The sequence below is a fragment of the Pandoraea horticolens genome (assembly GCF_902459555.1).
Lineage (GTDB): Bacteria > Pseudomonadota > Gammaproteobacteria > Burkholderiales > Burkholderiaceae > Pandoraea > Pandoraea horticolens.
The window spans coordinates 98,386-119,730 of record NZ_CABPSM010000016.1; the positions used below are offsets into that span (position 1 = coordinate 98,386).

Consider the following 21,345-nt stretch of genomic DNA (forward strand, 5'->3'; position numbering starts at 1 on the left):
CGTCCTCAGTGATTTGCCCGACATCGGGGAGGGCCACCAGGAATTCCGGCTTCTTCGCCCAATCGGCCAGCCCGTCAAGACGATGCGGCCGAACGTCGTGCTTGCGCCAGATGCGTTGCACCGTCATGAACTGCACGCCCGGTAATGCCCCCGCTTTCCACGGTCGGCAGAAGCCGAAACTAAGCGGCCATGGCCAGCCGCTGCTTCAGGGTAAAACCGCCCAATGCCATATTCGGGCGCTCGTGATTGTAAGTCCACTCCAGTCGGCCGCCGCTTCGCGGACCTGCTCCAGGTCCTCCCACAAATACTGCGACAGCCATTCGTATCGGGCGGTCCGGTTGAACCGTTCGATATACGCATTCTGTTGCGGCTTGCCCGGCTCGATGTATTCCAGCCGGATGCCTTGCTTCTGCGTCCATGTCACGATAGCCGAGCTCAGATATTCCGGGCCGTTGTCGCACCGGATGACCTTCGGCTTGCCTCGCCATTCCATATGCTGCATCAGCGTACGAATCACCCGCTCCGATGGCAACGAGAAATCCACCTCGATGCCTAACGCCTCCCGGTTGAAATCATCAATCACGTTCAACGTCCGGATGCTGCGCCCGTCAACCAACTGGTCATGCATGAAGTCCATCGACCACACTTCATTCATGGCCTGCGGCACGGACAGCGGCTGCGGCGTCTCCCGCACCAGGCGCTTCCTCGGCTGGATGCGCAGGTTCAGTTCCGGCTCGCGGTAAATCCGGTAAACGCGCTTGTGGTTCCAGCCGAATCCCTTCACGTTACGCAGGTAGAAGTAGCACAGCAGAAAGCCCCAGTTGCGATGCCAGCCCGTAATACGCAGCAGCCAGTCGGCAATCTCCTCGTTCTCCGTGTTCAACTTCGCCGCGTACCGGTAGCACGATTCGCTGATGCAAAACACCGCGCACGCCACACGAATCGACACGCGGCGCTGTTGTACAACCTGCTTCGCCATCTCGCGCCGACGAGATGGCTTCAGAGCTTTTTTTGCAGCGCCTCCGAGGCAATCTCAGCCTTGAGCTTCTCCTCGATGTACATCTTGCGAAGCCGGGCATTCTCCGCCTCCAGCTCCTTCATGCGCGACATCATCGACGCGTCCATGCCGCCGTACTTCGAACGCCATTTATAAAACGTCACCGAACTGATGCCCAGTTCCCGGCATAGCTCCGGCACCGCCAGTCCAGCCTCCGCGCGCTTGAGCGCCTCCAGTATCTGGCTGTCCGTGAATCTCGACTTCTTCATTTGCAGAACTCCCTCTTAACGAGAAAATTCTACTTCTCCCGTCGCTGGATTTGCGGGGGTATTGCCATATCCCGTTGGTTTGCTTCAGTGCAAATGCGATTTGCTCTTCCGTAAATTTACTCGTCTTCATGGCATGGCCTTCGTGTCCGATCAGACACATCATGCCGAATTTCTCTACTTTTGAACCGGACTATTTCTTGGGTCAGGGTCAAGTATGAATGGCTTCCGCTATCCACTTACGCATTAAATGTGTTTCCGTTTATATTCCTCAGCAATTGATCCATAATAGCAGGTTTAATTTATTGAAAACCGATACAAAAATAGAGCATCATTTATGGAATGGGAAGGGCAAATGGGCTGCAATTTGTGGGCGCCACAGGAATGTCAATATTCTGTATGGCTGAGAGGGTATAGGTGTACTTGTCATTCGTTCCGCTGCCATCAATATCCGTTCCATTGCAATCTATAATAGCCATCTTCAGGCGAGGCGCAACATCAACATTTTCTGCGGTTTCTGCGTAAAATATTGCAAAATTTGCTGTTGTTGAGCCGTCGCCGTCAAGAAGTATCCCCCATGGCGCTGTAGAAATATTAATGCCATCTATAAGAATGGGGGGTTCTTGAACATACCATTCAGCGCTGTCAGTAAAAATCAGCTGAAGCATGTATAATCCCCCGTTCGCTCCAGACCCTTTGTAGGCAACCACTTGGTTATTATCTCCGACAGGTATTGTGCTTGGTCCAAAGCTTGGATTGCAATCCTGACTCAAGCCCTGGCCATCATATAGATTATTTCCGTCAAATTGAGCTATATAGCCAACGCCATTTTTATTAAAAACTGACCAAATTGCCGGAATATTTCTCGAAACGGAATGAGGCGCAATCGGATAGGAAGTACAATCATTTTTTGAAACCCAATAACCACCCGCATTACCATCCGGAGTATTGGGATTAAGATTTTCATCATACTGCGAACAGGAAAGAGGGGTTCCATTGCCTATATCATGACCTGCATAGAAAATATAGAGGCTGTTATTCCAAACGATAGGCGTGATGGCATTACACGATAGGTCGCCCAAGGTAACTGGGTCTGACCAGGTTGTTCCGTCAAATATCATCGCAAGCACGTGCTGGTCTGGTCCACGCCCAAAGAGATATATTTTGTTGTTCCAGTAAACGGCTCGCGGATCAGAGTTGTACACACCGTTCTCTTGATCGTGAAGTGACATGGTCGTCAAGATAACAGGATCGCTCCACATTCCCAAATCGGAATCGAAAACGATATAGGCTGGGTTGCTTGGGGAGTCCGCATGCTGGAAAAAGACATAGATGGAGCTAGACGTGATATTTTTTTGAATTAAGCTGAACTTACCCATGGAGTATCTCCTGCCGATTTAGAGGCTAATAAAGCTCGGTTACACTACTTGGAAAGCCCGGGCTTTGGGCTGGGCTCAAATTCCAAGTGCAACCTACCTGAGCCAGGTTTGAGAGACTTCTTAGCTGATTACAAGGGCGCAAGGGCTGCAATTTACATCGGGCATGGCAACTCCGGTAGGCTGGATTATTTTGATATTGAAATCGGCCCAAAAAATATTGTTGTTATCATTATAATTGGGAGTGACGTGGATTCCTGATACTTTAAGCTGGAGATCATCTACATAAAATATGGCGATATCAGCACTTTTTCCATCGCCATAAAAAAGTACTGCAGATAGATCGGCATCAGCACTGATGCCCTCTATCTGGAATACACTGGAGTTATGGTTTGGGTTGTCATCCATTATGCCGAAGCAAGACACATAGCTGGATGCTATATCCCTAAATAGGACATAGTCCCCCCCCATGTCAGCATCAGCCCCCGGATCACCCGGAATTGTGATGTAACTCGTGCCAAAATTTATTTTGATTGGCAGAGTCGCTGAATTGGAAGAGAAACCAGTCGACATGCTAAAATTAACTTGGTAGAGGTTGGAGCCTGAGTTGTAAACTACAACCCCCCCTCCATTGCTGTCAGTAGGAACGAAGGAGACTGGGTCAGTACTTTGACTGTTTGATGCGACCCAATAAGTAACCATCTTAAGGTTTGCATCATACTGTGTACAGCACAGTGGGTTGCTACTACCAACGCCCGCATAAAAAATATAAAGATTGTTATTCCAGATATACGGCGTGACAGCGGTGCAGGTTTGATCATTCAAGGTGACTGGATCTGACGTCGCTCCATCCAATGTCATTGTCATCACTGCCACGTGATTATCCGGTCCCCGACCAAAGATATAGATTTGACTGTTCCAGTAAATAGCCCGGGGGCTGGAATTATAAAAAATATCTTCTTTATCGTGAAGCAACATAGCTGGCAGGGTAACGGGATCGCCCCAAGCCATCGCATCCGTATCAAAGGTGATATAGGATGGACTCAATGGATAATCTGCCGATTGAAAGAACACATAGAGTGAACCTGTGGCTTCTTTACGGTTCAAGCGAGTATCGGTCATCGGATGACTCCTATCAATGGCGTTAACTACTTTTACTTGTGTAGAGAGAAACGGGTGAACCGCAAGACAATGGGTGCTTTGAGTGGCGTGAAATAGAATTTGTCGGAAGTGAAGCAAAAGACGAGAGAAATCTAGGCAGCTTCACTGAAGATATCACGGGAACCAAGAGTATCTTTATTATGGGACAAGCGCATGTTGCTCATTCGGAATCTCCTAATTTATTTAGGTGCCAACTGCTCAACCCAGCGATGCTTACCGAGGCGGTCTTTCTTTTCGATGCCACGGCGGGCGACCCGGGCAGTGATGCTGCGCTTGCGCAGATGCTGCCGGCATCGCGCGAAGTCGTATCCCTTGTCCGCATGGTGCTTGGCGGGGCGGCACCGCGGCCGGCCATCGAGTCCGGGAGCGCTCGGTATGGCGTCAACGAGCGCCTCACACGCCACCGAGTCGTGACGATTGGCACCGAGGCCTATCAGCGCCAATGGCACGCCACGCCGGTCTACGACGAGATGGCGCTTGCTGCCGAGCTTGCCGCGATCCGTTGAGTTCGGCCCGATCTGCTCGCCCTCGAGGGGCTGGCCACCGTTGCACCGTCGACGCTGCCTCGACTCCGCCGATCTGGTCATGCTCTCGGAAGCGCTTGAGCAGGGCCAAATGCAGTCGCACCCAAATGCCATCGGCCTGCCAGTCCCGCAGGCGACGCCAGTACGTCATGCCGCTGCCGCAGTCCAGTTTTTTAGGCAGATATTCCCACGGGATACCGGTGTGCAGAACAAGCAGGATGCCGCCCAGCACCACCGTCCGAACCTCCACGCGCGGGCGGCCGCCTTTGCTCGATGGCTCCACAACCGGCAACAGCGGACCAGGATTCGATGACAGGGTTTTGTTAGCGACTCTAAGTCTGTCCTCACGCTCGGTTTGTGCAACAACGTCTACATAATGCAAAGCGCCAAGTTCAAACGATCAATAGACATGGACTAGAGTTTGCTCTCGCCATATAAGCGTATGTTTCATCCGTAGATTTGGCATCCAGAGTTTTGGGATCCATCTTAACAATATTAACAGACTTACCTATACCGCTATTAGCTTCGTAGCATATGTAAACATATCCGTCACTACTAGACACAGCGCTAGGGGAAGTGTAAATTCCAGGGACATTATTGTTTATAGAATACTCCCCGTTTTTTCTCAACTGATTTCCAGACCCACTATTAAAATGATAGCAGCGTAAACTTCTTGTGTACTCTCCTGCTTGATAAAATACAAGATAAAATGGAGAGTATCCATAAATATTGCAAAAAACAGCACTTGGACTATATGTAATTTTTTTATTGGTGTTGGTAACGAGACTTGTCGTGATGTTTCCATTATTACTTATATTGAGGCTTGCATAGTATAAATATCCGTCGGTGCTACTCCACCATAAATATGGTGAAACCCCCCCTGAAACAAAGCTCGGGGCATTACCTGTACTCATGTTCTGGAATGTGTTGCCGAAGCCCCCAAACCAACTTCCATTTGCATAAGTATAAACTCGGTAGTTAATTGAATTGTTATTATTTGACTTGTAAAATAAATATAAGGTTTCTTCATTGAAATAAGGCGCTATTGCTTCGCCAACTTCAAAACTTAGACTTTGAGTCGAATATTTGATTAATTTTGTGGTGTATGACGAAATAACCAACATCGTTGCGACATGAGAAGAGTCCATATAAAATACATGAAGTTGATCATGGAATGCCGATACAGTGGGGCTGCAATGCAATACTTTGTCATCGGGGAGTTTCGCCGGAAATGATATGATCTTATACCAATTGTTTGGTTTACGATATTTTTGTTTAAAATCTATGCCAGTTTTTTTGTTGTTGTTTGCGTAAAAAATATGCATTCCCGTTTGAATTGACATAATGTATATCCTTTTGCATTTTTCCTGTCATCGGCAATTGCAAAATTCCATGCCGACTCCGTTGTCAATGTTGAGTAATGTCGTTTATTTTTTCATTCGCTTTTATCGAATTTTTCAAAAAAATGTGATTTATTGGAAATAGCAAGAGCTTAATTGATAAGAAACCCTGAAGGACTGGAATTTTGCGGAGCATACAGGTATGCCCGTGTCCTGTATGTAAGCCACCTTATAAACAAAACCGCTGCCAGAAGCCACAAACAAAAATCGCGCTATATTTAGGGTGCTCGTGTTGGCATTAATGTAGAAAAACAGCGACATATGAAGTTATGCCATCGTCGGATAGAATAACTGCGGAAGGTGCTGTGGCAATATTAATGCGAGCGGAATTGTCTAAGCTAACTGTGTTAACGAACATCCGCCCACGTGACCTGGCGGACTTTTTTGTCCCACTTATGACTGGAGATTCACGGCCCCAGTGGTTAAACTACGTTCGCTAATCGACGTGAGCGAATCGATCCTGCCACATCGATCGCCAAGCATTCGCGCGTATATTCGTCGACCACCGTCAGACATTTGACTTGCTGGCCGTTCGCTCAGGCATCGAACACGAAGTCATAGCACCACACCGAGTTGCGAGTTGCCTGTGCATGGGGTTTTGGCCGACTGCCGGCTACGCGGCGTCTACGTCGTTTCTTCGGCACTTGCAGTCGCGTCGATCTTGGGCACTCATAAGGCACCTCGCTGAATAGCCACAGGCAGTGCCCCCGGAAGGGCTGTCCTTAGGACATAGTGGTCAGGTCATATGGTGGAACACTGGAGCATCGCCTTGCGGATGTCCTGCCAACCGATACCGCCCTAGGCCTGTGCTTCCGACACCTGTTGCCAGGGAGTCACCGGTCGTCATGACCTCCGCCTGAGCCTCGGACTCGAAGGCCGCAAGCACAAGATGTATGTTCCACCTTGTTTGCATAACACCATACGAACCGAACACAGCCAACTATCAGGGCTAATAGTACGGATACTGACATGCTAGGATTATTGTTTCCCTTTTCCAGTTGTCGCGGATCGGCGTAAAGGAGCCGGGGATGATCAGCGTAATGAGGGGGTGTGCCGGGATAAGGCCGGAAACGCAACGTTCGAATACACGCGGTATCCGCTGTCGAACCCAAGACCGCGAATACGGCATCCACCACGTTCGTGGCAGCAAAATTTAGCGGGGGATTTTATTTGATGGCAGTTCAAAATGCTCGTTCGCAGACACAGCAGGAGTTTCTGCGAGATGCAATGAGCCAGCCAAAAATGACACGAACAGCGTTCTCGAAGCGCGTTAGCGTGCCCGAGAAAAAATTCGGTAAATGGCTCGCTCCGGCTAACACGAGCGACGCCAGATCTATGCCGGATGTGGTGTGGACATATGTCAGAGAAATATTGCATTGGGATGCTAATAAATCTCGATATACCTCAATGGGGGCGTATCATATTCCTGTGTATTCACCATGGACTCACGGGAGTTATCACATTGGAAATCTCTGTGTTCAATGGACGCTCTAGCTTTTCAGATTCAACTAAAGTGCATTGAATTGGTCTTGAAGTCCTCAAAGTCGCTTCACCGCAAAGGGATCTAAAAGTTAAGACAAGAAAGTTCAACGCAACGAGATCCGAATATCGGATAGTTCAAAGTTGGGAGAAGTTTGAGTTCAATGTTGGCAGACGGGCTCAGGCGGAAACCATTGATTTCAGGACACGTCCGGTTCAACGTTCACGGAATCTCGACATAAGTGCCTGGAAGCGGCAAAAAAAAAGCGCCGCGAAGCCCGATTCCACGCCTTGCGGCAGACACGTCACACGGAGCCGGTACAATCGGGGACGAAATTTCTCCGGCAATTACCTGCGATGACGTCAGCTTTACCTGTCCGAACGGTCCGTTTCGTCCTTTCCCCACGCCCTGTCCGTAGTGCGCTCGCACTCGTCGCGCTGGCCGCAGCGCTGGGCGGTTGCGCTGGCCCTCAGCCGGACTCTGCCCCGGCGGTGAGTATCCCGGCAGCCAATACATCGACGCCCCCGCCCCAGAATCCCCAGACTGCCGTCGACACGCACCAGGCCGCCGCCTCGTTGCCCTGGTGCGTGCAGGCTTCCCTGCGCGAGGAAGACGATCTGATGCGCAACTTCGGGGGTATTCCCGCCGGTGTCCGCCGTATCGAGGAAACGCGCTTTATCGCCAGTTATGACCGCAACACCGGCAAAGTCGGCCCGCTCGACAACGGCAATCGCTTCGTCATGGATTTCGACGCACAAGGTCACCTGCTATCGAGCACCGACCGCGGTCGATACACGTACGACGCCGACGGACGGCTGCACAGTATCGACGGCGCTCCGGTCGATTGGCAGAGTGCCGACGCCTGGGTCGTGCGCGGCGCCTCACGGCGCGGGACATGGAAAGAACAGGTGCATCAGGAAAGCAACGGCCAACTGGAATGGACCCGCCGCATCGTCGACTCGGCGAACGGCGCACACCATCGCCGCGCGGGCAGCCTGCAAGCGCGCCTGTTCGACGACGAATGCTTCGCGCTCTCGCGTCAGTGGGAAGCGCCCAACGAGGCACGCCAGGTTGTCACAGCGGACGGCAAGGCACGTCCCGCGCCGAAGGTCGTCTCCTACCGCACCTTTGCGAGCGTGGAGCGCAAGCCCGACGGCAGCCGCATCGTGCGCGACAACGGCGCGGCAGCCTTCATCGACGGGCAATGGCTCCCGCTGGCATGGGACAACGAGGTCTCGGAATACTCACCTCGCCGCGAGTTGATGCGGGTGACCCGCACCGACGCCGCCACCGGCGAGCGCCATGTGTCCGAGTATCACTACAAGTACGACAGCCACGGCAATATCGTGCGCGTGGTGATCACCTCACCGGCCATCCCCGGCACAAAGGTCGAAAAGGTCGACCCGTTCGCCAATGTCTTCGTGCGCAAGTTGACCTATTTCGACGCCGTGCCGAGCACCTCGGCAGACAACAAGATCACGTCGGCAAAGTGAAGCGGAACGTGGCGCCCTGCCCTGCGTGACCGGTAGAGTCCACCAAGGTGATGCGCCGGCCGTGCAGTTGCAGAATGCGGTGCACGATACGCAAGCCCAGCCCGCCCTCCCGGCGGGCGCCCCCCACCGTGAACGGCCGCTCGAAGAGACCTTCGCGCGCACTCTCGGGAATGCCCGGTCCAGTATCGCTCACCTGCACCTCGATTTCCGTGCCGACGGGTGCCACCGCCACCGTGATCTCGCCCCCTGACGGCGTGTAGCGCAGCGCGTTGTCGAGCAGGTTCGTGAAGACTCGCTCGATCAGGCCGAGATCGGCACACGCGACGGGAATTTGCGGCGCGAGCTGCGCACGCAGCGCCACGCCGCGCGACTCGGCGCTCAACTCGAATTTCTGGAAGACGTCCTGTATCAGATCCGTGACGGAGAACGGCTCTGCCTCGGGCTGTACGAAACCATGTTCGAGACGCGCCAGTTCGAACAGCGACTGTGCCAGCGCACCGACCTTGCGGCTCTGATCGAGCGCAATACCCAGATAGCGCCGCCGTTCGGCCGGTGTCAGCGTGGCGTCCTTGAGCGACAACGTTTCGAGATATCCGTGCAGCGACGACAGCGGCGTGCGCAAATCGTGCGAGATGTTGGCAATGAGTTCACGCCGCTCCTGATCCTGACGCGTGAGCGTGCGCCATTGCGCCCCCAATCGCTCGACCATTTGCCGGAAGGCTCGCTCCAACACCACGATCTCGTCGCTCGGACGCGCCTGTTGCGACGCCAACTCGTCGGCCGATACCGCAGGCAATGGCGGCATCGGAGCCGCGTCGATATCGAACTCGCGTACCGAATCCGTCAAACGCCGCAACGGCCGGGTGATGAGCGCGAACGCCGCCAGACCGGCGATCAGGCACAACGCCGCCACCAGTCCGATAGACCACAACGCGGTATTGAGAGCAACGCTCGTCGCCCCTCGCTCGGCGAATCGATCGTGCGCTTCGCCCAGCAGCACGACGTAGACGTACCCGACCTCCCGACCGTCCACGCGCAGCGGCGCGGCACTGAATACCTTGCGCACATCGGTGTTACGCGGATCATCGCCGTAGATCGGCAATGCTTCGCCATCGAGCAGCCGGTGCACGGGCGCCAGATCGACCTGCATGCGCCGCAAATGGCCTTCGGGTGCGGCGTGACCGGTGATGCGCCCTTGCGTATCGAGCAGGTAGACCTCGACGCTCGGATTCACAACCATCAACTGGCCAAACAGACGCCGCACGGCATCGGGCTTCATGCCGTTCGAATCCATCAGTTGCGCGTTGGCGGCAATGTGCTCCGCAAGCCCGCGCGAGAGCCCCTGAATCACTTCGGCTTCATGCATGCGGTTCGCACGCACCTGCATCCAGGCCGACGTGCCGCAGCACACCAGCAGCAGTGCGGCAAAGACCAGCGACAGGCGCTGGGTGAGCGTAAGATTCCAGCGGCGCATCATGCGGCTCCTGCGTCGGCACTCCGACCGTCCGGCGCGTCGGTCGCGAACTTGTAACCCCGCCCCCAGACCGTGAGAATGCGTGTCGGCTGCGCCGGGTCCGCTTCGATTTTGGCGCGCAGTCGATTGATATGCGTATTGACGGTGTGTTCGTAGCCCTCGTGCTGATAGCCCCACACCGCATTGAGCAGGTCCATGCGCGAGAACACCTTGCCGGGCTGACGGGCGAAGAAGTACAGGAGATCGAACTCACGCGGCGTGAGATCGAGCCGCTTGCCGCTGAGCGACGCCTCGCGGGCGATCGGATCGATGAACAACCCCGCCATCGCCAGGCTCCCTGCCTCCATGCGTGCGTTGCGGGCCAGCGCATCCACCCGCCGCATGAGCGCCTTGACCCGCGCCACCAATTCCAACACGGAAAACGGCTTGGCCAGATAGTCGTCCGCGCCCAGTTCCAGCCCGAGAATGCGGTGGACTTCGCTGGAGCGCGCACTCGTGATGATGATCGGCGTGTAGCGGGTCATTTCCCGCGCCCGGCGGCAGATTTCCAGCCCGTCCACGCCCGGCAGCATCAGATCGAGGATCAGGGCATCCCAGCCGCCTTCGGACAATCGGCGCAAGCCTTCGTCGCCGTCGGCGCAATGCACGACTTCGAATCGCTCGTCGCGCAGATGCAGCGTAAGCAGGTCGGCGATATGCACGTCGTCCTCGACGAGCAAAACACGGCGCGGCGATTCCATCGCGGGGGCAACTCCCAGGTAAGTGGCGAAAGTGAGTCTTCAAGCCCCCATTGTGCGCAGTTCACGCACCGCGAGGTATCACGAATTGTTTAATTTTACGTGAGGACTTTGGCATCGCTGGCGCACTACGCTTCAGTCATTGATCCGGCGCGCATCCCTGCTGTGCCCTGCTGGCGCCCGTCCCGCTCCCCTTAACCCGTGACGGCAGGGGCCAGCCCCGCCCCGGATCGGCCTACTGACCGGAGGATGTCATGAGTTTGTCCGAAAACGATCCACGCACCCCGCCCGAGCTGTCGCCGCCGCGCCGCGCGGCTGTCGCGAGCACCGGCCCGATGCCGTCGCGCCGTGTGTTCCTGCTGAGTGCTACCGCTGCGGCGGCGGCCGTCGCTGCCGGGCTGGTGCCACGGCTCACGCGTCCTGCGCTGGCCGGCGACGCCCCCCGCGCCAGCGCCCCCGAACACTTCGAGGTGGCCTACAGCGATGCCGAGTGGCGCAGGCGCCTGACGCCCGGACAGTACGAAATCCTGCGTCAGGAGGGGACCGAGCGTCCCTATTCGAGCCCGCTTAACGATGAACACCGTGCCGGCACGTTCTCGTGCGCCGGTTGTGCGCTGCCGCTCTTCTCATCGCGCACGAAGTTCGATAGCCATACCGGCTGGCCGAGCTTCTGGACGCCGCTCGAGCATGCGGTGGGCACGCGCACCGACACGACTTTCGGCATGGTGCGCACCGAAGTGCATTGCCGGCGTTGCGGCGGTCATCTGGGCCATGTGTTCGACGATGGTCCGAAGCCAACCGGTCTGCGCTACTGCATGAACGGCCTTGCGATGACGTTCAGTCCGCAAGCCGCCTGACGTCATATCCCCTGGCCGCCCCCCCTGAGAAAGAGGGCTATCCCGCCCGTTCGCCAGATCCGGCGCCGCTAACCCATCAAAGGCGCAACGCCCGGCATTCGAGTGTTGCGTCAGGAGCACTTCATGACCTTGCTCATCCTCGCCTACCTCGGCGGGATTCTGACAATCGTCAGCCCGTGTATTCTGCCCGTGCTGCCCTTCGTCTTCTCGCGTGCGGGCCAGTCTTTCGCGCGCAGCGTGCTGCCCATGCTCGCCGGCATGGTGCTGATGTTCGCGCTGGTCGCCACGCTCGCGGCCGTGGGCGGCAGTTGGGTCGTGCAGGCGAACCAGTACGGCCGCTGGCTCGCACTCGCGCTGGTGGCGTTCTTCGGCGCGACGCTGCTCTTTCCGAAGCTCGCCGAACGGCTCACGCATCCGCTCGTGTCGCTGGGCGACCGTCTCTCGCAGTCTGCGCAAGGTGACGGCTCCGCCGCCGGCGCGGCTACCGGCCCGCGCCCCGGCGCATCGTTCCTGCTCGGCATTGCCACCGGCCTGCTCTGGGCGCCGTGTGCCGGCCCGATCCTCGGTCTGGTACTCACAGGCGCTGCGCTGCAAGGCGCGAGCGTCGGCACGACGCTGCTGCTGCTCGCTTATGCGGCAGGCGCGGCCACATCGCTCGCGCTGGCACTGCTCGTCGGCGGACGCGTGTTCGCCGCCATGAAACGCTCGCTCGGCGCAGGCGAATGGATTCGCCGCGTGCTCGGCGGACTGATGCTCGCGGGCGTTGGCGCGATCGCCTTCGGCCTCGACACCGGCGTGCTTGCACGGATTTCGACAGCGTCGACGGGCGGCATCGAGCAAAAGCTCGTGGAACAGTTGGGCGCCCGCCGGAACAACGCCGCCAATGCCAACGCCCCCGCACAGAACGCCCCGGCAACCGATCAGGCCAATGTAGGCACTGACACCAACGCAGGCGTCCCAGCCATGACCGCCACCGGCAGCGCAATGATGCGTGCCGCCGTCGATGCGCCCACCCCGCTGCCGGTCGAGGGCCAGTTGCCCTCGCTCGACGGCGCCGTGCAATGGCTGAACTCGCCGCCGCTCACCGCACAAGCCCTGCGCGGCAAGGTCGTGCTCGTCGACTTCTGGACATACTCCTGCATCAACTGCCTGCGCGCGCTGCCGTATGTGAAGGCTTGGGCACAGAAGTATCGTGATCAGGGCCTCGTTGTCATCGGCGTGCATGCGCCCGAGTTCGCGTTCGAACGCGATATCGGCAACGTGAAGAAGGCTGTACACGATCTGGGCGTCGACTACCCGGTCGCCATCGACAACAACTACGCCATCTGGCGCGGCTTCAACAATCAGTATTGGCCGGCGCACTACTTCATCGACGCGCAGGGCCGCGTGCGCTACCACCACTTTGGCGAAGGCAACTATGCCGAATCGGAGCGCGTGATCCAGCAACTGTTGCACGAGGCTGGGGCCAAGCAGGTCACAGGCGGTATTGCCGACGTACAAGCCAACGGCATTCAGCAAGCCGCCGACATGCGCGACGTCGGTTCGCCGGAAACCTATGTTGGCTACGAGCGCGCCAATAACTTCGCGTCCCCTGGCGGTGCCGTACACGATCAGGCCAACGACTATCGCGCGCCGTCGATGCCGTCGCTCAACCACTGGGGACTGGCCGGTCACTGGCGCGTCGGGCCGGAGCAGGCTACCGCAACCGAGGCGGGTGCCCGCATCGTCTACCGCTTCCATGCCCGTGACCTGCACCTCGTGCTCGGCCCGGACGCCAGCGGCAAACCCGTGCGCTTTCGCGTGACGCTCGACGGTGAAGCCCCCGGCGATGCCCACGGCACCGACGTCGCTGCCGATGGCACCGGCACGGTGACGTCGCAACGCCTTTACCAATTGGTGCGTCAGTCGGGCGATGTGCGCGACCGGACGTTCACCATCGAGTTTCTCGATCCGGGGGTGTTTGCCTACGCCTTCACGTTTGGTTGAGTATGAACACGTCAGACAGATCACTCGACCTGACGCCTGCGCGCACGAACCAGCACAACACCTCCATCGCCACTGACATTGCCACCGAGGCGTCCATGGACGCCGGGAGTTTTCAAATGCCTCAATTCGATTCGCTTTCCCCGTCGCAAGCCCGCGACGAAACTTCAGGCCAATCGCCACGCCGCACGTCGCCCGTCTCGCGAGTCCGGCGCGTTCTGGTTGGTGCCGCCGCAGCCGCCGCCGGGGTACTCGTCTGGCAAGTCGGTGCCTACGCGTTCGGCGGTGCCGAAGCGGCCGTGGTCATCCCCGTGCCGAAACTCGACGAGGCCGCCACCGGCGCGCGCACCGAAAAGGCGGTGTTCGCCGGCGGTTGCTTCTGGGGAGTGCAAGGCGTGTTCCAGCATGTGAAGGGCGTGACAAAGGCCGTGTCCGGCTACGCGGGCGGTGCGGCAAAGACCGCCGATTACGAAACCGTCAGCAGCGGCTCGACGGGCCACGCCGAATCAGTGGAAGTGACGTTCGATCCGCAGCAGGTCTCCTACGGGAAGTTGCTGCAGATCTACTTCTCCGTGGCGCACAACCCGACCGAGCTGAACCGTCAGGGGCCCGACAGCGGCACGCAATATCGATCGGCTGTGTTCCCGATGAACGATGCGCAGCGCAATGTCGCCAACGCGTACATCGCTCAGCTCGACACCTCGCACGCCTACAGCAAGCCCATCGCGACAAAGGTCGAGAAGTACACGGGCTTCTTTGCCGCCGAGGCCTATCATCAGGACTTCCTGACCGAACATCCGACGTATCCGTACATCGTCATCAACGATCTGCCGAAGGTGAGCGACCTCAAACGCCTGTTCCCCACGCTCTATCGCGACACCCCGGTGCTCGTGAAGGCAGCCACCAAGTAAGCGCCACTGCGATAAAGGCGGCAGGCGTGCGTTCACACGCCCTGCTCGCCCTTACTGCATGCCTCAGCGATTCTCGGCGAGCTTGTACACGCGCAACCGGTGGCCATCGGGGTCGGATGCCACGAACGTGCGACCGAAGTTCATCGTCGTCGGGGCCTGTACGATAGTGATGCCCCGGGCGCGCCAGTCTTCCCAGGTGGCATCCACGTGTGCGTCGGACGCCGCCGGTATCACGAGTTCGCTCCCCCCCGGCGGGGCGATCACCGTTGGCACCACGGAAAAACGCGCCCACAGCCCCAGCTTCAGCCCCGAGGGAAATTCGAACAGCGCATATCCGGGCGACGCTTCGACCGGCTCCAAGTCGAACAGATCGGCGTAAAACGCCGCACTCTCCGGAGGACTCGCAACATACAGATTGACCATGTTCGGGTGCAGCATGACTAGCTCCTATCGATAATGATGAATGACTGCCGCCTCGTCGGCCCCGTGATGCCGGTGCTGCCGCGCGCTGTCATGAATGCCATCGTACGAAGGGATGCTGTCAGATTTTGTCAGTAGTCGAACGCCGATTCGAAACGCCGTGAAGACCGCCGGTTGTCACTGTCTGCCGGTCGTTTCCCGCCACGTCTTGAGCAACGCTCGCCGCCCGCGCGGGTAGCGCGTTTCGGTTACGGTCATGGCTTCGATGCGATCCGCGCGAAAGTGACGGAAACCGTCGCGCAACTCGCACCACGCGACGATCATGCGCACCCGGTCGAAGAAGCCGAGCGCGAACGGCCAGATGACGCGCTCGGACATACGCCCAGCTTCATCCCGGTAGGACAAGTGGAGTTTGCGCTCGGCACGAATGGCCTCGCGAATGACGGTCAGATCGACGATCATGGGGGGCAACGGATCGCCCGGACCGATGAGCAGCGTCGACGCCTCGAGCGATGCGCGCAGATCCGACGGCAGCACCGCCGCTATCTTGGCCAACGCGTTCGTCGCGGCGTCGGCCAGCGCACCGTCGGTACGCTTGGCCACCCAGCGCGAACCCAGCACGATCGCCTCGATCTCTTCTTCCGAGAACATCAGCGGTGGCAGCAGAAAACCCGGCTTGAGCACGTAGCCCAGCCCCGGCGCGCCTTCGATGTGCGCGCCCTGCGCCTGCAATACGGCAATGTCCCGGTAGAGCGTGCGTAGGCTCACGCCAAGCGAGTCGGCCAGCGCCGCACCCGCCACCGGGTAGCGGTGACGGCGCAGCAACTGCATCAGAGAGAAGAGACGTTGTGTGCGGGACATGGCGCGTCATTATGCGCCATGCCGTCCCGCGAGGTGATGCATCGGATTACTTCTGACGCAGTTGTTTGACGATCTCGGAATTCACGTCGCCCGCTTGCCCGCCATAGGCCACGCGCAGGTAGTTGCTCAACTCGGCGATCTGCGCGTCGGTGAGCCGCTTGTCGAACCCAGGCATGTCCTGCATGGCCTCCAGCCCCGGGAATTTCTGCGGCTCGATGCCATCAAGGATCGCGACGATCAGATTGCGCGAATCTTTCTGGCGCACCGTCGAATTGCCCAGCATTGACACCGCGACGTGCGGCTTGCCCGTGCCATCGGCCGCGTGGCATCCCGCGCAGACAGCCAGATACAGATTGCGGCCGGCCGTCAGCTTGCTCGTGTCGGGCTTGTCGGGCAACGGCTTCGGTGCAGGCACCGCGTCGCCGAGCAGATACGTCGAAAGCGAGCGCAAATCGTCAGGCGTGAGGTATTGCGTGCTCAGGTGCACCACCGGATACATCTCGCCGAACGCCGACCCTTGCGGAGCGATGCCCGTGCCGAAGAACGTTTGCAGATCCTTCACCGTCCAGCCGCGCGCAGCCAGCGCCTCGGGCGTCAGATCGGGTGCAGCAATGCGCCCGAGCGCTGCGCCGCCGAGCGGCTTGGCCTTGTCGAGTTGTCCGAACGTGCCCCGCGGCGTGTGACATTCCGCGCAGTGGCCCAGGGCGTTGGCGAGATAGCGGCCGCGCAGCCAGTCCGCCGACTGCCCCTTCGAGGCGTCGGGCAGCGTGTCCTTCAGGAACATCCAGTCCCACCCGCGCATGCCGAAACGCATGTTGTACGGAAACGAGAGGTCGTGCTTGCGGTTAGGCACAGCGGCCGGCTTCACCGACATCAGGTACGCGTAGATGGCGTCGCTGTCCGCGCGGGTCATCTGACGATAGGACGTGTACGGCATGGCCGGGTACAGCGTCTTATCCGGGGCGACACCGTCGTGCAGTGCGCGGTAAAAATCGTCGGCCGTCCAGCCACCGATGCCGTTCGTCTTGTCTGGCGTGATGTTCGTGCCGTAGAACGTACCGAACGGTGACTTGAGCGGCACGCCGCCGGCAAACGGCGCACCGTCCGCACTCGTATGACAGGCCGCACAATCGGCCGCACGCGCCAGATACTTGCCGCGAGCGATCTGTTCGGACGAAGCGTTCGCCGCCGGTGCGGGCGATGCCGTTGATGCCGGCGGTGCGGATGCCGAAGCACCACTGGCCGCCGACGCCGTAGCGCTCGGGGCATCTGCGGCCATCGCGCTCGTGACGAGCGACGGCACCATCGACGTCTTCGGTCTCGGCGGCTGTGCGGGCTCGGGAGGCTTGGGCGCCGTCGAGTCGTTGCAGGCGGCAATCAGCAGCACAACGGCGACGCATGCCGCACGTGTACTCCATCGGGTGACGCGATTCAGGCGCATGGCATATCCCCTCATTTCGCGTCCTTCATTTGGCATCCTTGATGCAGCCGGGGGTGCGAAGAATGACGTCACGCACGGCCTCGTAGTAGCGCACGTAGCCCGTACAACGACAGATCTGATCGTTGAGCCCCGCCGTGATCGCGGCTTCGAGATCCGCGCGGGCGACCGGATTGCGCTTGAGCCCCTCGATGAGCACCGTCGCCGCATTCACGAAGCCCGGCGTGCAGTAGCCGCACTGAAAGCTGAAGTGATCGAGAAACGCCTGTTGAATCGGTGCGAGCGTGAGTTTTTCGTCGGTATCGCGCACCGCATGGCCTTCCACGGTGCGCACAGTCTTGCCGTCGAAATAGTTCGCCCCGGTAATGCAGGTGCGTACCGTCTCGCTGCTGCCGTCGGCATGATCGACGATCACTACACACGCGTGACAGATGCCCTGCCCGCAACCCAGACGCGAGCCCGTGAGGCCAAGGGTCTCGTGCAGGAAGTCGATCATCATCAGGCCGGCCGGCACGTCCATCGGCCCGTGCGATATGCCGTTGACCTTCACGGTCACAGGCAGTGTTTCCCACGGCGTTTTGCCGTTCGCCGGTGCTGCCGGTGCCGATGCAGCGCTCGCACCGCTCATATCCTGTACCGCACCCGTCGTCGCCGTGGCGTCCGACGCGGCCAGCGGTGCACTCGAAACGTCCGTCATGCCAGTACCTCCTGGATCTTCTCCGGCGTCACCGGCAAATCCGTAAATCGATGGCCAATCGCGTGCGCGAGGCCGTTCACAATCGCCCCCACCACGGGAATCATCACCACTTCCGCGATGCCCTTGGGCACATCGGTCTCGGAAATCGGCGGCAACACCTCTCCCGTTTGCGTCCATACCGCGACGTCGACCGCGCGCGGCAAGTGATAACGGTTGAAATTCCACGTACCGTTGCCCGGACCGTCTTCATACAGCGGCAAATACTCATGCAACGCATGGCCTATGCCCATCGCGAGACCACCCTGCAATTGGCCGGAGACGAGTTGCGGCGAAATCTGGTTGCCGCATTCCATGATGGAATGGTGCGTAAGCAACTCGACCTTGCCGCTTGCCTCATGTACCGACAATTCGACGAGCGTGCCCACAGCGCTGTAGTAGGTCACCGCAGCGTTGTTACGCTGCACCGGCGGGTAATACACACGCTTGCGGTCGATGGTGCGGTAACCGGTGCCCGGTGTGGGCACCGCAACCTGCATGCCCGCGCTTCCCGCGTTGAGTGACGGTGCGCCTTTCGCGCCCTTGCCGAAGCGCAGTGCAATGCCGTCGACGGGCAGGCGCTGTGTCACACCGTCGCCCAGATCCCAATCCGCTTCGGCCCACTGCCAGCGATTGAAGACATGCACCGTCGCGCCCGTCACCAGTCCCAGTTCGTGCGCGGTCTTGGCGAGCATGGGTAACGGCAGCGCTTCGAGCCCTGCGGCCGAGAGCTTGCCCTCGACCCAGCGCGCGTCTTCCGCACGCACCACGAGCGGTGCCGCCTGGCCGCCGCCGAGTCCGCGACGCCAGATCGAGAGCGCCGCCGGCCACAGTCCTTGCAGGAACAACAACCGTGCGGCTTCGCGCGTGCTGTGCGTGAAATAGAAAGCGGAGTTTGTCGCGCTCGATGGCGACGCATACCCCGGCGACCATCGCGGATTGGCGGCGAGCTTGTCCTGATCGGCCTGCGACATCAGATACGGATCGCCGCTCGTCACGACCGGCAGTTCCGGCCAGTCGGTGATCGCGATGTGCACATCCGTTGCGGGCATGCCGAGCCACTTTGCCACCGCAACCGCTTGCGATGTCGAGGTGCCCGTGCCGATCTCGGCCGCCGTGTGATGCAACGAGATCTTGCCGGTCTCGTCGATCTCCACCCGCGCGAACGAGGTCTCGGCGCCAGTGCCGAAGTCCTTTTGCACGCAGGCAAACCCGACGCCGTAGCGACGCCCCGGATGCGCGGCTTCGTACTCCGCCTTCTTCTTGTCTCGCTGCGTCCACAACGGGTGAGCCTTGGCGCGGGCGAGCACTTCATCCACCCGCACGGCCCCTGCCGGAATGGCGCCCTGCGTGTTCTTCATGCCCGAGCGCAGCGCGTTCTTGAGACGAAAGTCGATAGCGTCGACACCGAGTTGCGCCGCCATCTCGTCGATCATCATTTCGGTGGCGGCCATCGACTGCAACGTACCGTAACCGCGCGCCGAGCCTGCGTCGATCGCACGCGAGGCGATCGCTACGCTCGCCAGATCGCTCTGCGGGAAGTAGTAGATCGATTGCGCCGCCGTTGCCCCGACCATCGCCACTGAGGGCGAGAAGTTCATTCGCCCGCCGCCGTTGCATTCCATATCGGCCGAGAACGCCTGGAGCAAGCCACTTTCCTTGTCGACGCCAATGCGATAACGCATGGTGAACGCGTGCCGCTTGAGCGACGTCTGGAACTGTTCGTAGCGATCGTTGGCCAGCCGCACGGGCAAGCCATCGCCGTACAACGCGGCTGCCAGACCGTAGAACGGCATGTTGTAGTGGTCCTTCGAGCCGTAGCCCACCGTGTAGCACGGGTAGACGATCAGGCGCTTGACCGGGAAGTGGCCCTTGGCTGCCATCGCCGCCGCGTTCTCGGCAACTTCCGATGGCGATTGCGTGGGCACCACCATGTGCAACGTCTGCGTGGCCGCGTCGTACCAGCAGTTAGCGTTATCGGGCTCGAGCGCCGCCGTGTCGACTGACTGCGTGCGGTACTCGCGCGACATCACCAGCCAGTTCGCGGGCGGGTGCGCAAGCGACTCGCCGATCTTGCCCGCATAGGCCATGCCTTGCTCATCGAGCTTGCCGTGATCGTTGCCGTCGGGCCAGACAGGCAGATGCTTGCGCATCATGCTCGGGAAGATCGGCGCGTCCTTCAGGCTTGAATAGACGTCGTCGTCGTACGCCGTTTTGCCGCCGACGCGCACGTAACGGAAACTCCCCCACGGATCTCGCTCGAGCGGGCCGGTCACGTCGCCGTAGCGAATGATCTCGTTGTGGAACTTGAGCTTGTCCTTGGCGAAACGAAAACGCGCGAAGTCGCGATAAATCAGGATCGCCACCGCATGCCCGAGATAAGCAGGTGTCTTGCCCGCCGGCAGCAACATGTCCTCGCCATAGAACTCGGGGAAGGCCACACCATCGCGCACGAGATCGTCGGCGCTCACCACACGATCCGGTTGCAGGCCGTCGTCCAGACGCGAGAGATCGAAGCCGAGGTACGGACGGTCGGCGAGCGTCGTGCGCAGCACAAAAGCGTGCGCTTGCTGCGCGGGCCACCCCGGCATGTCACGCGAACGCACGTCGCGCGCGAAGATCTTGGCGCCGGTGACTTTGGCAGTGCCATCGATGCGGAATTTGGCTTGTCCTTTCGCGGCGTCCCACGCGACAGGCGTGAGGTTCTTGTCCTCGAACAGCGCGGCGAACGCGCGGCTGCCCAACGGGGCGATGTACACCGAAATGCCCGCAACGACCGAGGCCTTGAGAAACCCGCGACGCGACATGGCGAAGCCGGGCGCGGCATCGGGACGCTGCGAGGATCGGGAAAGCTGAGGGAATTCAGCAGCGACATCAGGACGAGCGTCATCGCTCGACACAGCCGCAGGTGGACAGTGTTTTCTTGGCAGGCGCGGCATAAGCGTTCCGTCCGTCTTGTTTTGGGGGGATAAATCACGATCACAAAGCTCGCGAACCGCAAAACAGCACTGCAACGCTCACGGGGCCGCGTCGTCGGACTTCACGCCGTCGACCCACGATGCATGTTCACAATGCGTGACATTCACCTGCCGTGATGCGCTCGTGAAGTTCTATATGAACACGCTTCATGAGTGACATCGGACGTGCCAAGGCTACACGTCGACTCCGGGAATGACAAGGTTGGTCATGCCGCACTGCGTGAGAACGTGCGCAATATGTCAGGCATGGCGCACC

The 21,345-nt window shown here is 59.1% G+C and carries 14 protein-coding genes and 3 pseudogenes; 4 read left to right on the forward strand and 13 right to left on the reverse strand.

The features are described from left to right. Window positions 1-179 precede the first annotated feature (179 nt). The 6 genes and pseudogenes from PHO31112_RS21840 to PHO31112_RS21865 form a co-directional block, all read right to left on the reverse strand. A pseudogene (locus PHO31112_RS21840) lies at window positions 180-1,266 on the reverse strand (IS3 family transposase). 332 nt (window positions 1,267-1,598) lie between these two features. Further along, window positions 1,599-2,642 (reverse strand): hypothetical protein, encoded by a 1,044-nt coding sequence (locus PHO31112_RS21845; protein WP_150623020.1) that lies wholly within the window; start codon window positions 2,640-2,642, stop codon window positions 1,599-1,601. Between the two features lie 120 nt (window positions 2,643-2,762). Next, complete coding sequence (locus PHO31112_RS21850) at window positions 2,763-3,761, reverse strand: hypothetical protein (protein WP_150623022.1); 999 nt, start codon at window positions 3,759-3,761, stop codon at window positions 2,763-2,765. A 239-nt stretch (window positions 3,762-4,000) separates the two neighbouring features. After that, window positions 4,001-4,640: pseudogene (locus tag PHO31112_RS21855) on the reverse strand (IS5 family transposase); the annotation flags it as partial. A 76-nt stretch (window positions 4,641-4,716) separates the two neighbouring features. Further along, complete coding sequence (locus PHO31112_RS21860) at window positions 4,717-5,667, reverse strand: hypothetical protein (RefSeq protein WP_150623024.1); 951 nt, start codon at window positions 5,665-5,667, stop codon at window positions 4,717-4,719. 482 nt (window positions 5,668-6,149) lie between these two features. Next, window positions 6,150-6,374, reverse strand: a pseudogene (locus tag PHO31112_RS21865) (DDE-type integrase/transposase/recombinase); the annotation flags it as partial. A gap of 1,186 nt (window positions 6,375-7,560) precedes the next feature. On the opposite strand from PHO31112_RS21865, the gene PHO31112_RS21875 reads away from it, so the two are divergent. Further along, window positions 7,561-8,697 carry an RHS repeat domain-containing protein gene (locus tag PHO31112_RS21875; RefSeq protein ID WP_150623026.1) on the forward strand — a complete coding sequence of 379 codons (1,137 nt, stop codon included), beginning with the start codon at window positions 7,561-7,563 and terminating at the stop codon, window positions 8,695-8,697. On the opposite strand, the gene PHO31112_RS21880 is transcribed toward PHO31112_RS21875, so the two are convergent. Then, window positions 8,681-10,174 (reverse strand): sensor histidine kinase, encoded by a 1,494-nt coding sequence (locus tag PHO31112_RS21880; protein WP_150623028.1) that lies wholly within the window; start codon window positions 10,172-10,174, stop codon window positions 8,681-8,683. The genes PHO31112_RS21875 and PHO31112_RS21880 overlap by 17 nt on opposite strands. Beyond that, window positions 10,171-10,911 (reverse strand): response regulator transcription factor, encoded by a 741-nt coding sequence (locus PHO31112_RS21885; protein ID WP_150623030.1) that lies wholly within the window; start codon window positions 10,909-10,911, stop codon window positions 10,171-10,173. Before PHO31112_RS21885 ends, PHO31112_RS21880 begins: the two co-directional genes overlap by 4 nt. A 332-nt stretch (window positions 10,912-11,243) precedes the next feature. On the opposite strand from PHO31112_RS21885, the gene msrB reads away from it, so the two are divergent. The 3 genes from msrB (at window position 11,244) to msrA (ending at window position 14,659) form a co-directional block, all read left to right on the forward strand. Next, the gene (gene msrB / locus PHO31112_RS21890) at window positions 11,244-11,765 is read left to right on the forward strand and encodes a peptide-methionine (R)-S-oxide reductase MsrB (protein ID WP_150623097.1); all 522 of its coding nucleotides are present in this window, start codon (window positions 11,244-11,246) and stop codon (window positions 11,763-11,765) included. A 123-nt stretch (window positions 11,766-11,888) separates the two neighbouring features. Further along, a complete protein-coding gene (locus PHO31112_RS21895) occupies window positions 11,889-13,751 on the forward strand; it encodes a cytochrome c biogenesis protein DipZ (RefSeq protein WP_150623032.1) in 1,863 nt (620 codons plus the stop codon). A 116-nt stretch (window positions 13,752-13,867) separates the two neighbouring features. Then, window positions 13,868-14,659, forward strand: a complete 792-nt coding sequence (msrA, locus tag PHO31112_RS21900; protein WP_150623034.1) for a peptide-methionine (S)-S-oxide reductase MsrA — start codon at window positions 13,868-13,870, stop codon at window positions 14,657-14,659. Between the two features lie 63 nt (window positions 14,660-14,722). Here msrA and PHO31112_RS21905 read toward each other — a convergent pair whose 3' ends face one another. The 5 genes from PHO31112_RS21905 to PHO31112_RS21925 all read right to left on the reverse strand — a co-directional run bounded on the left by PHO31112_RS21905 (window position 14,723) and on the right by PHO31112_RS21925 (window position 20,918). Then, window positions 14,723-15,097: a VOC family protein gene (locus PHO31112_RS21905; protein WP_150623036.1), complete on the reverse strand. Its 375-nt coding sequence runs from the start codon at window positions 15,095-15,097 to the stop codon at window positions 14,723-14,725. 159 nt (window positions 15,098-15,256) lie between these two features. Continuing rightward, entirely contained in the window at window positions 15,257-15,940 is a 684-nt protein-coding gene (locus PHO31112_RS21910; RefSeq protein ID WP_150623038.1) for a helix-turn-helix transcriptional regulator, read from the reverse strand. A 46-nt stretch (window positions 15,941-15,986) separates the two neighbouring features. Then, a complete protein-coding gene (locus PHO31112_RS21915) occupies window positions 15,987-17,219 on the reverse strand; it encodes a c-type cytochrome (RefSeq protein ID WP_150623099.1) in 1,233 nt (410 codons plus the stop codon). Between the two features lie 187 nt (window positions 17,220-17,406). Beyond that, entirely contained in the window at window positions 17,407-18,075 is a 669-nt protein-coding gene (locus PHO31112_RS21920) for a (2Fe-2S)-binding protein (RefSeq protein ID WP_150623040.1), read from the reverse strand. Beyond that, the gene (locus PHO31112_RS21925) at window positions 18,072-20,918 is read right to left on the reverse strand and encodes a xanthine dehydrogenase family protein molybdopterin-binding subunit (RefSeq protein ID WP_150623042.1); all 2,847 of its coding nucleotides are present in this window, start codon (window positions 20,916-20,918) and stop codon (window positions 18,072-18,074) included. The genes PHO31112_RS21920 and PHO31112_RS21925 overlap by 4 nt, the downstream gene beginning before the upstream one ends. Between the last annotated feature and the right edge of the window lie 427 nt (window positions 20,919-21,345).

Excerpts from the sequence above, each read along its gene's own strand:
- PHO31112_RS21845 (WP_150623020.1), bottom strand. The coding sequence starts at position 2,642 with ATGGGTAAGTTCAGCTTAATTCAAAAAAATATCACGTCTAGCTCCATC.
- PHO31112_RS21850 (WP_150623022.1), bottom strand. The coding sequence starts at position 3,761 with ATGACCGATACTCGCTTGAACCGTAAAGAAGCCACAGGTTCACTCTAT.
- PHO31112_RS21860 (WP_150623024.1), bottom strand. The coding sequence starts at position 5,667 with ATGTCAATTCAAACGGGAATGCATATTTTTTACGCAAACAACAACAAA.
- PHO31112_RS21875 (WP_150623026.1), top strand. The coding sequence starts at position 7,561 with ATGACGTCAGCTTTACCTGTCCGAACGGTCCGTTTCGTCCTTTCCCCA.
- PHO31112_RS21880 (WP_150623028.1), bottom strand. The coding sequence starts at position 10,174 with ATGATGCGCCGCTGGAATCTTACGCTCACCCAGCGCCTGTCGCTGGTC.
- PHO31112_RS21885 (WP_150623030.1), bottom strand. The coding sequence starts at position 10,911 with ATGGAATCGCCGCGCCGTGTTTTGCTCGTCGAGGACGACGTGCATATC.
- msrB (WP_150623097.1), top strand. The coding sequence starts at position 11,244 with ATGCCGTCGCGCCGTGTGTTCCTGCTGAGTGCTACCGCTGCGGCGGCG.
- PHO31112_RS21895 (WP_150623032.1), top strand. The coding sequence starts at position 11,889 with ATGACCTTGCTCATCCTCGCCTACCTCGGCGGGATTCTGACAATCGTC.
- msrA (WP_150623034.1), top strand. The coding sequence starts at position 13,868 with ATGCCTCAATTCGATTCGCTTTCCCCGTCGCAAGCCCGCGACGAAACT.
- PHO31112_RS21905 (WP_150623036.1), bottom strand. The coding sequence starts at position 15,097 with ATGCTGCACCCGAACATGGTCAATCTGTATGTTGCGAGTCCTCCGGAG.
- PHO31112_RS21910 (WP_150623038.1), bottom strand. The coding sequence starts at position 15,940 with ATGTCCCGCACACAACGTCTCTTCTCTCTGATGCAGTTGCTGCGCCGT.
- PHO31112_RS21915 (WP_150623099.1), bottom strand. The coding sequence starts at position 17,219 with ATGGCCGCAGATGCCCCGAGCGCTACGGCGTCGGCGGCCAGTGGTGCT.
- PHO31112_RS21920 (WP_150623040.1), bottom strand. The coding sequence starts at position 18,075 with ATGACGGACGTTTCGAGTGCACCGCTGGCCGCGTCGGACGCCACGGCG.
- PHO31112_RS21925 (WP_150623042.1), bottom strand. The coding sequence starts at position 20,918 with ATGTCGCGTCGCGGGTTTCTCAAGGCCTCGGTCGTTGCGGGCATTTCG.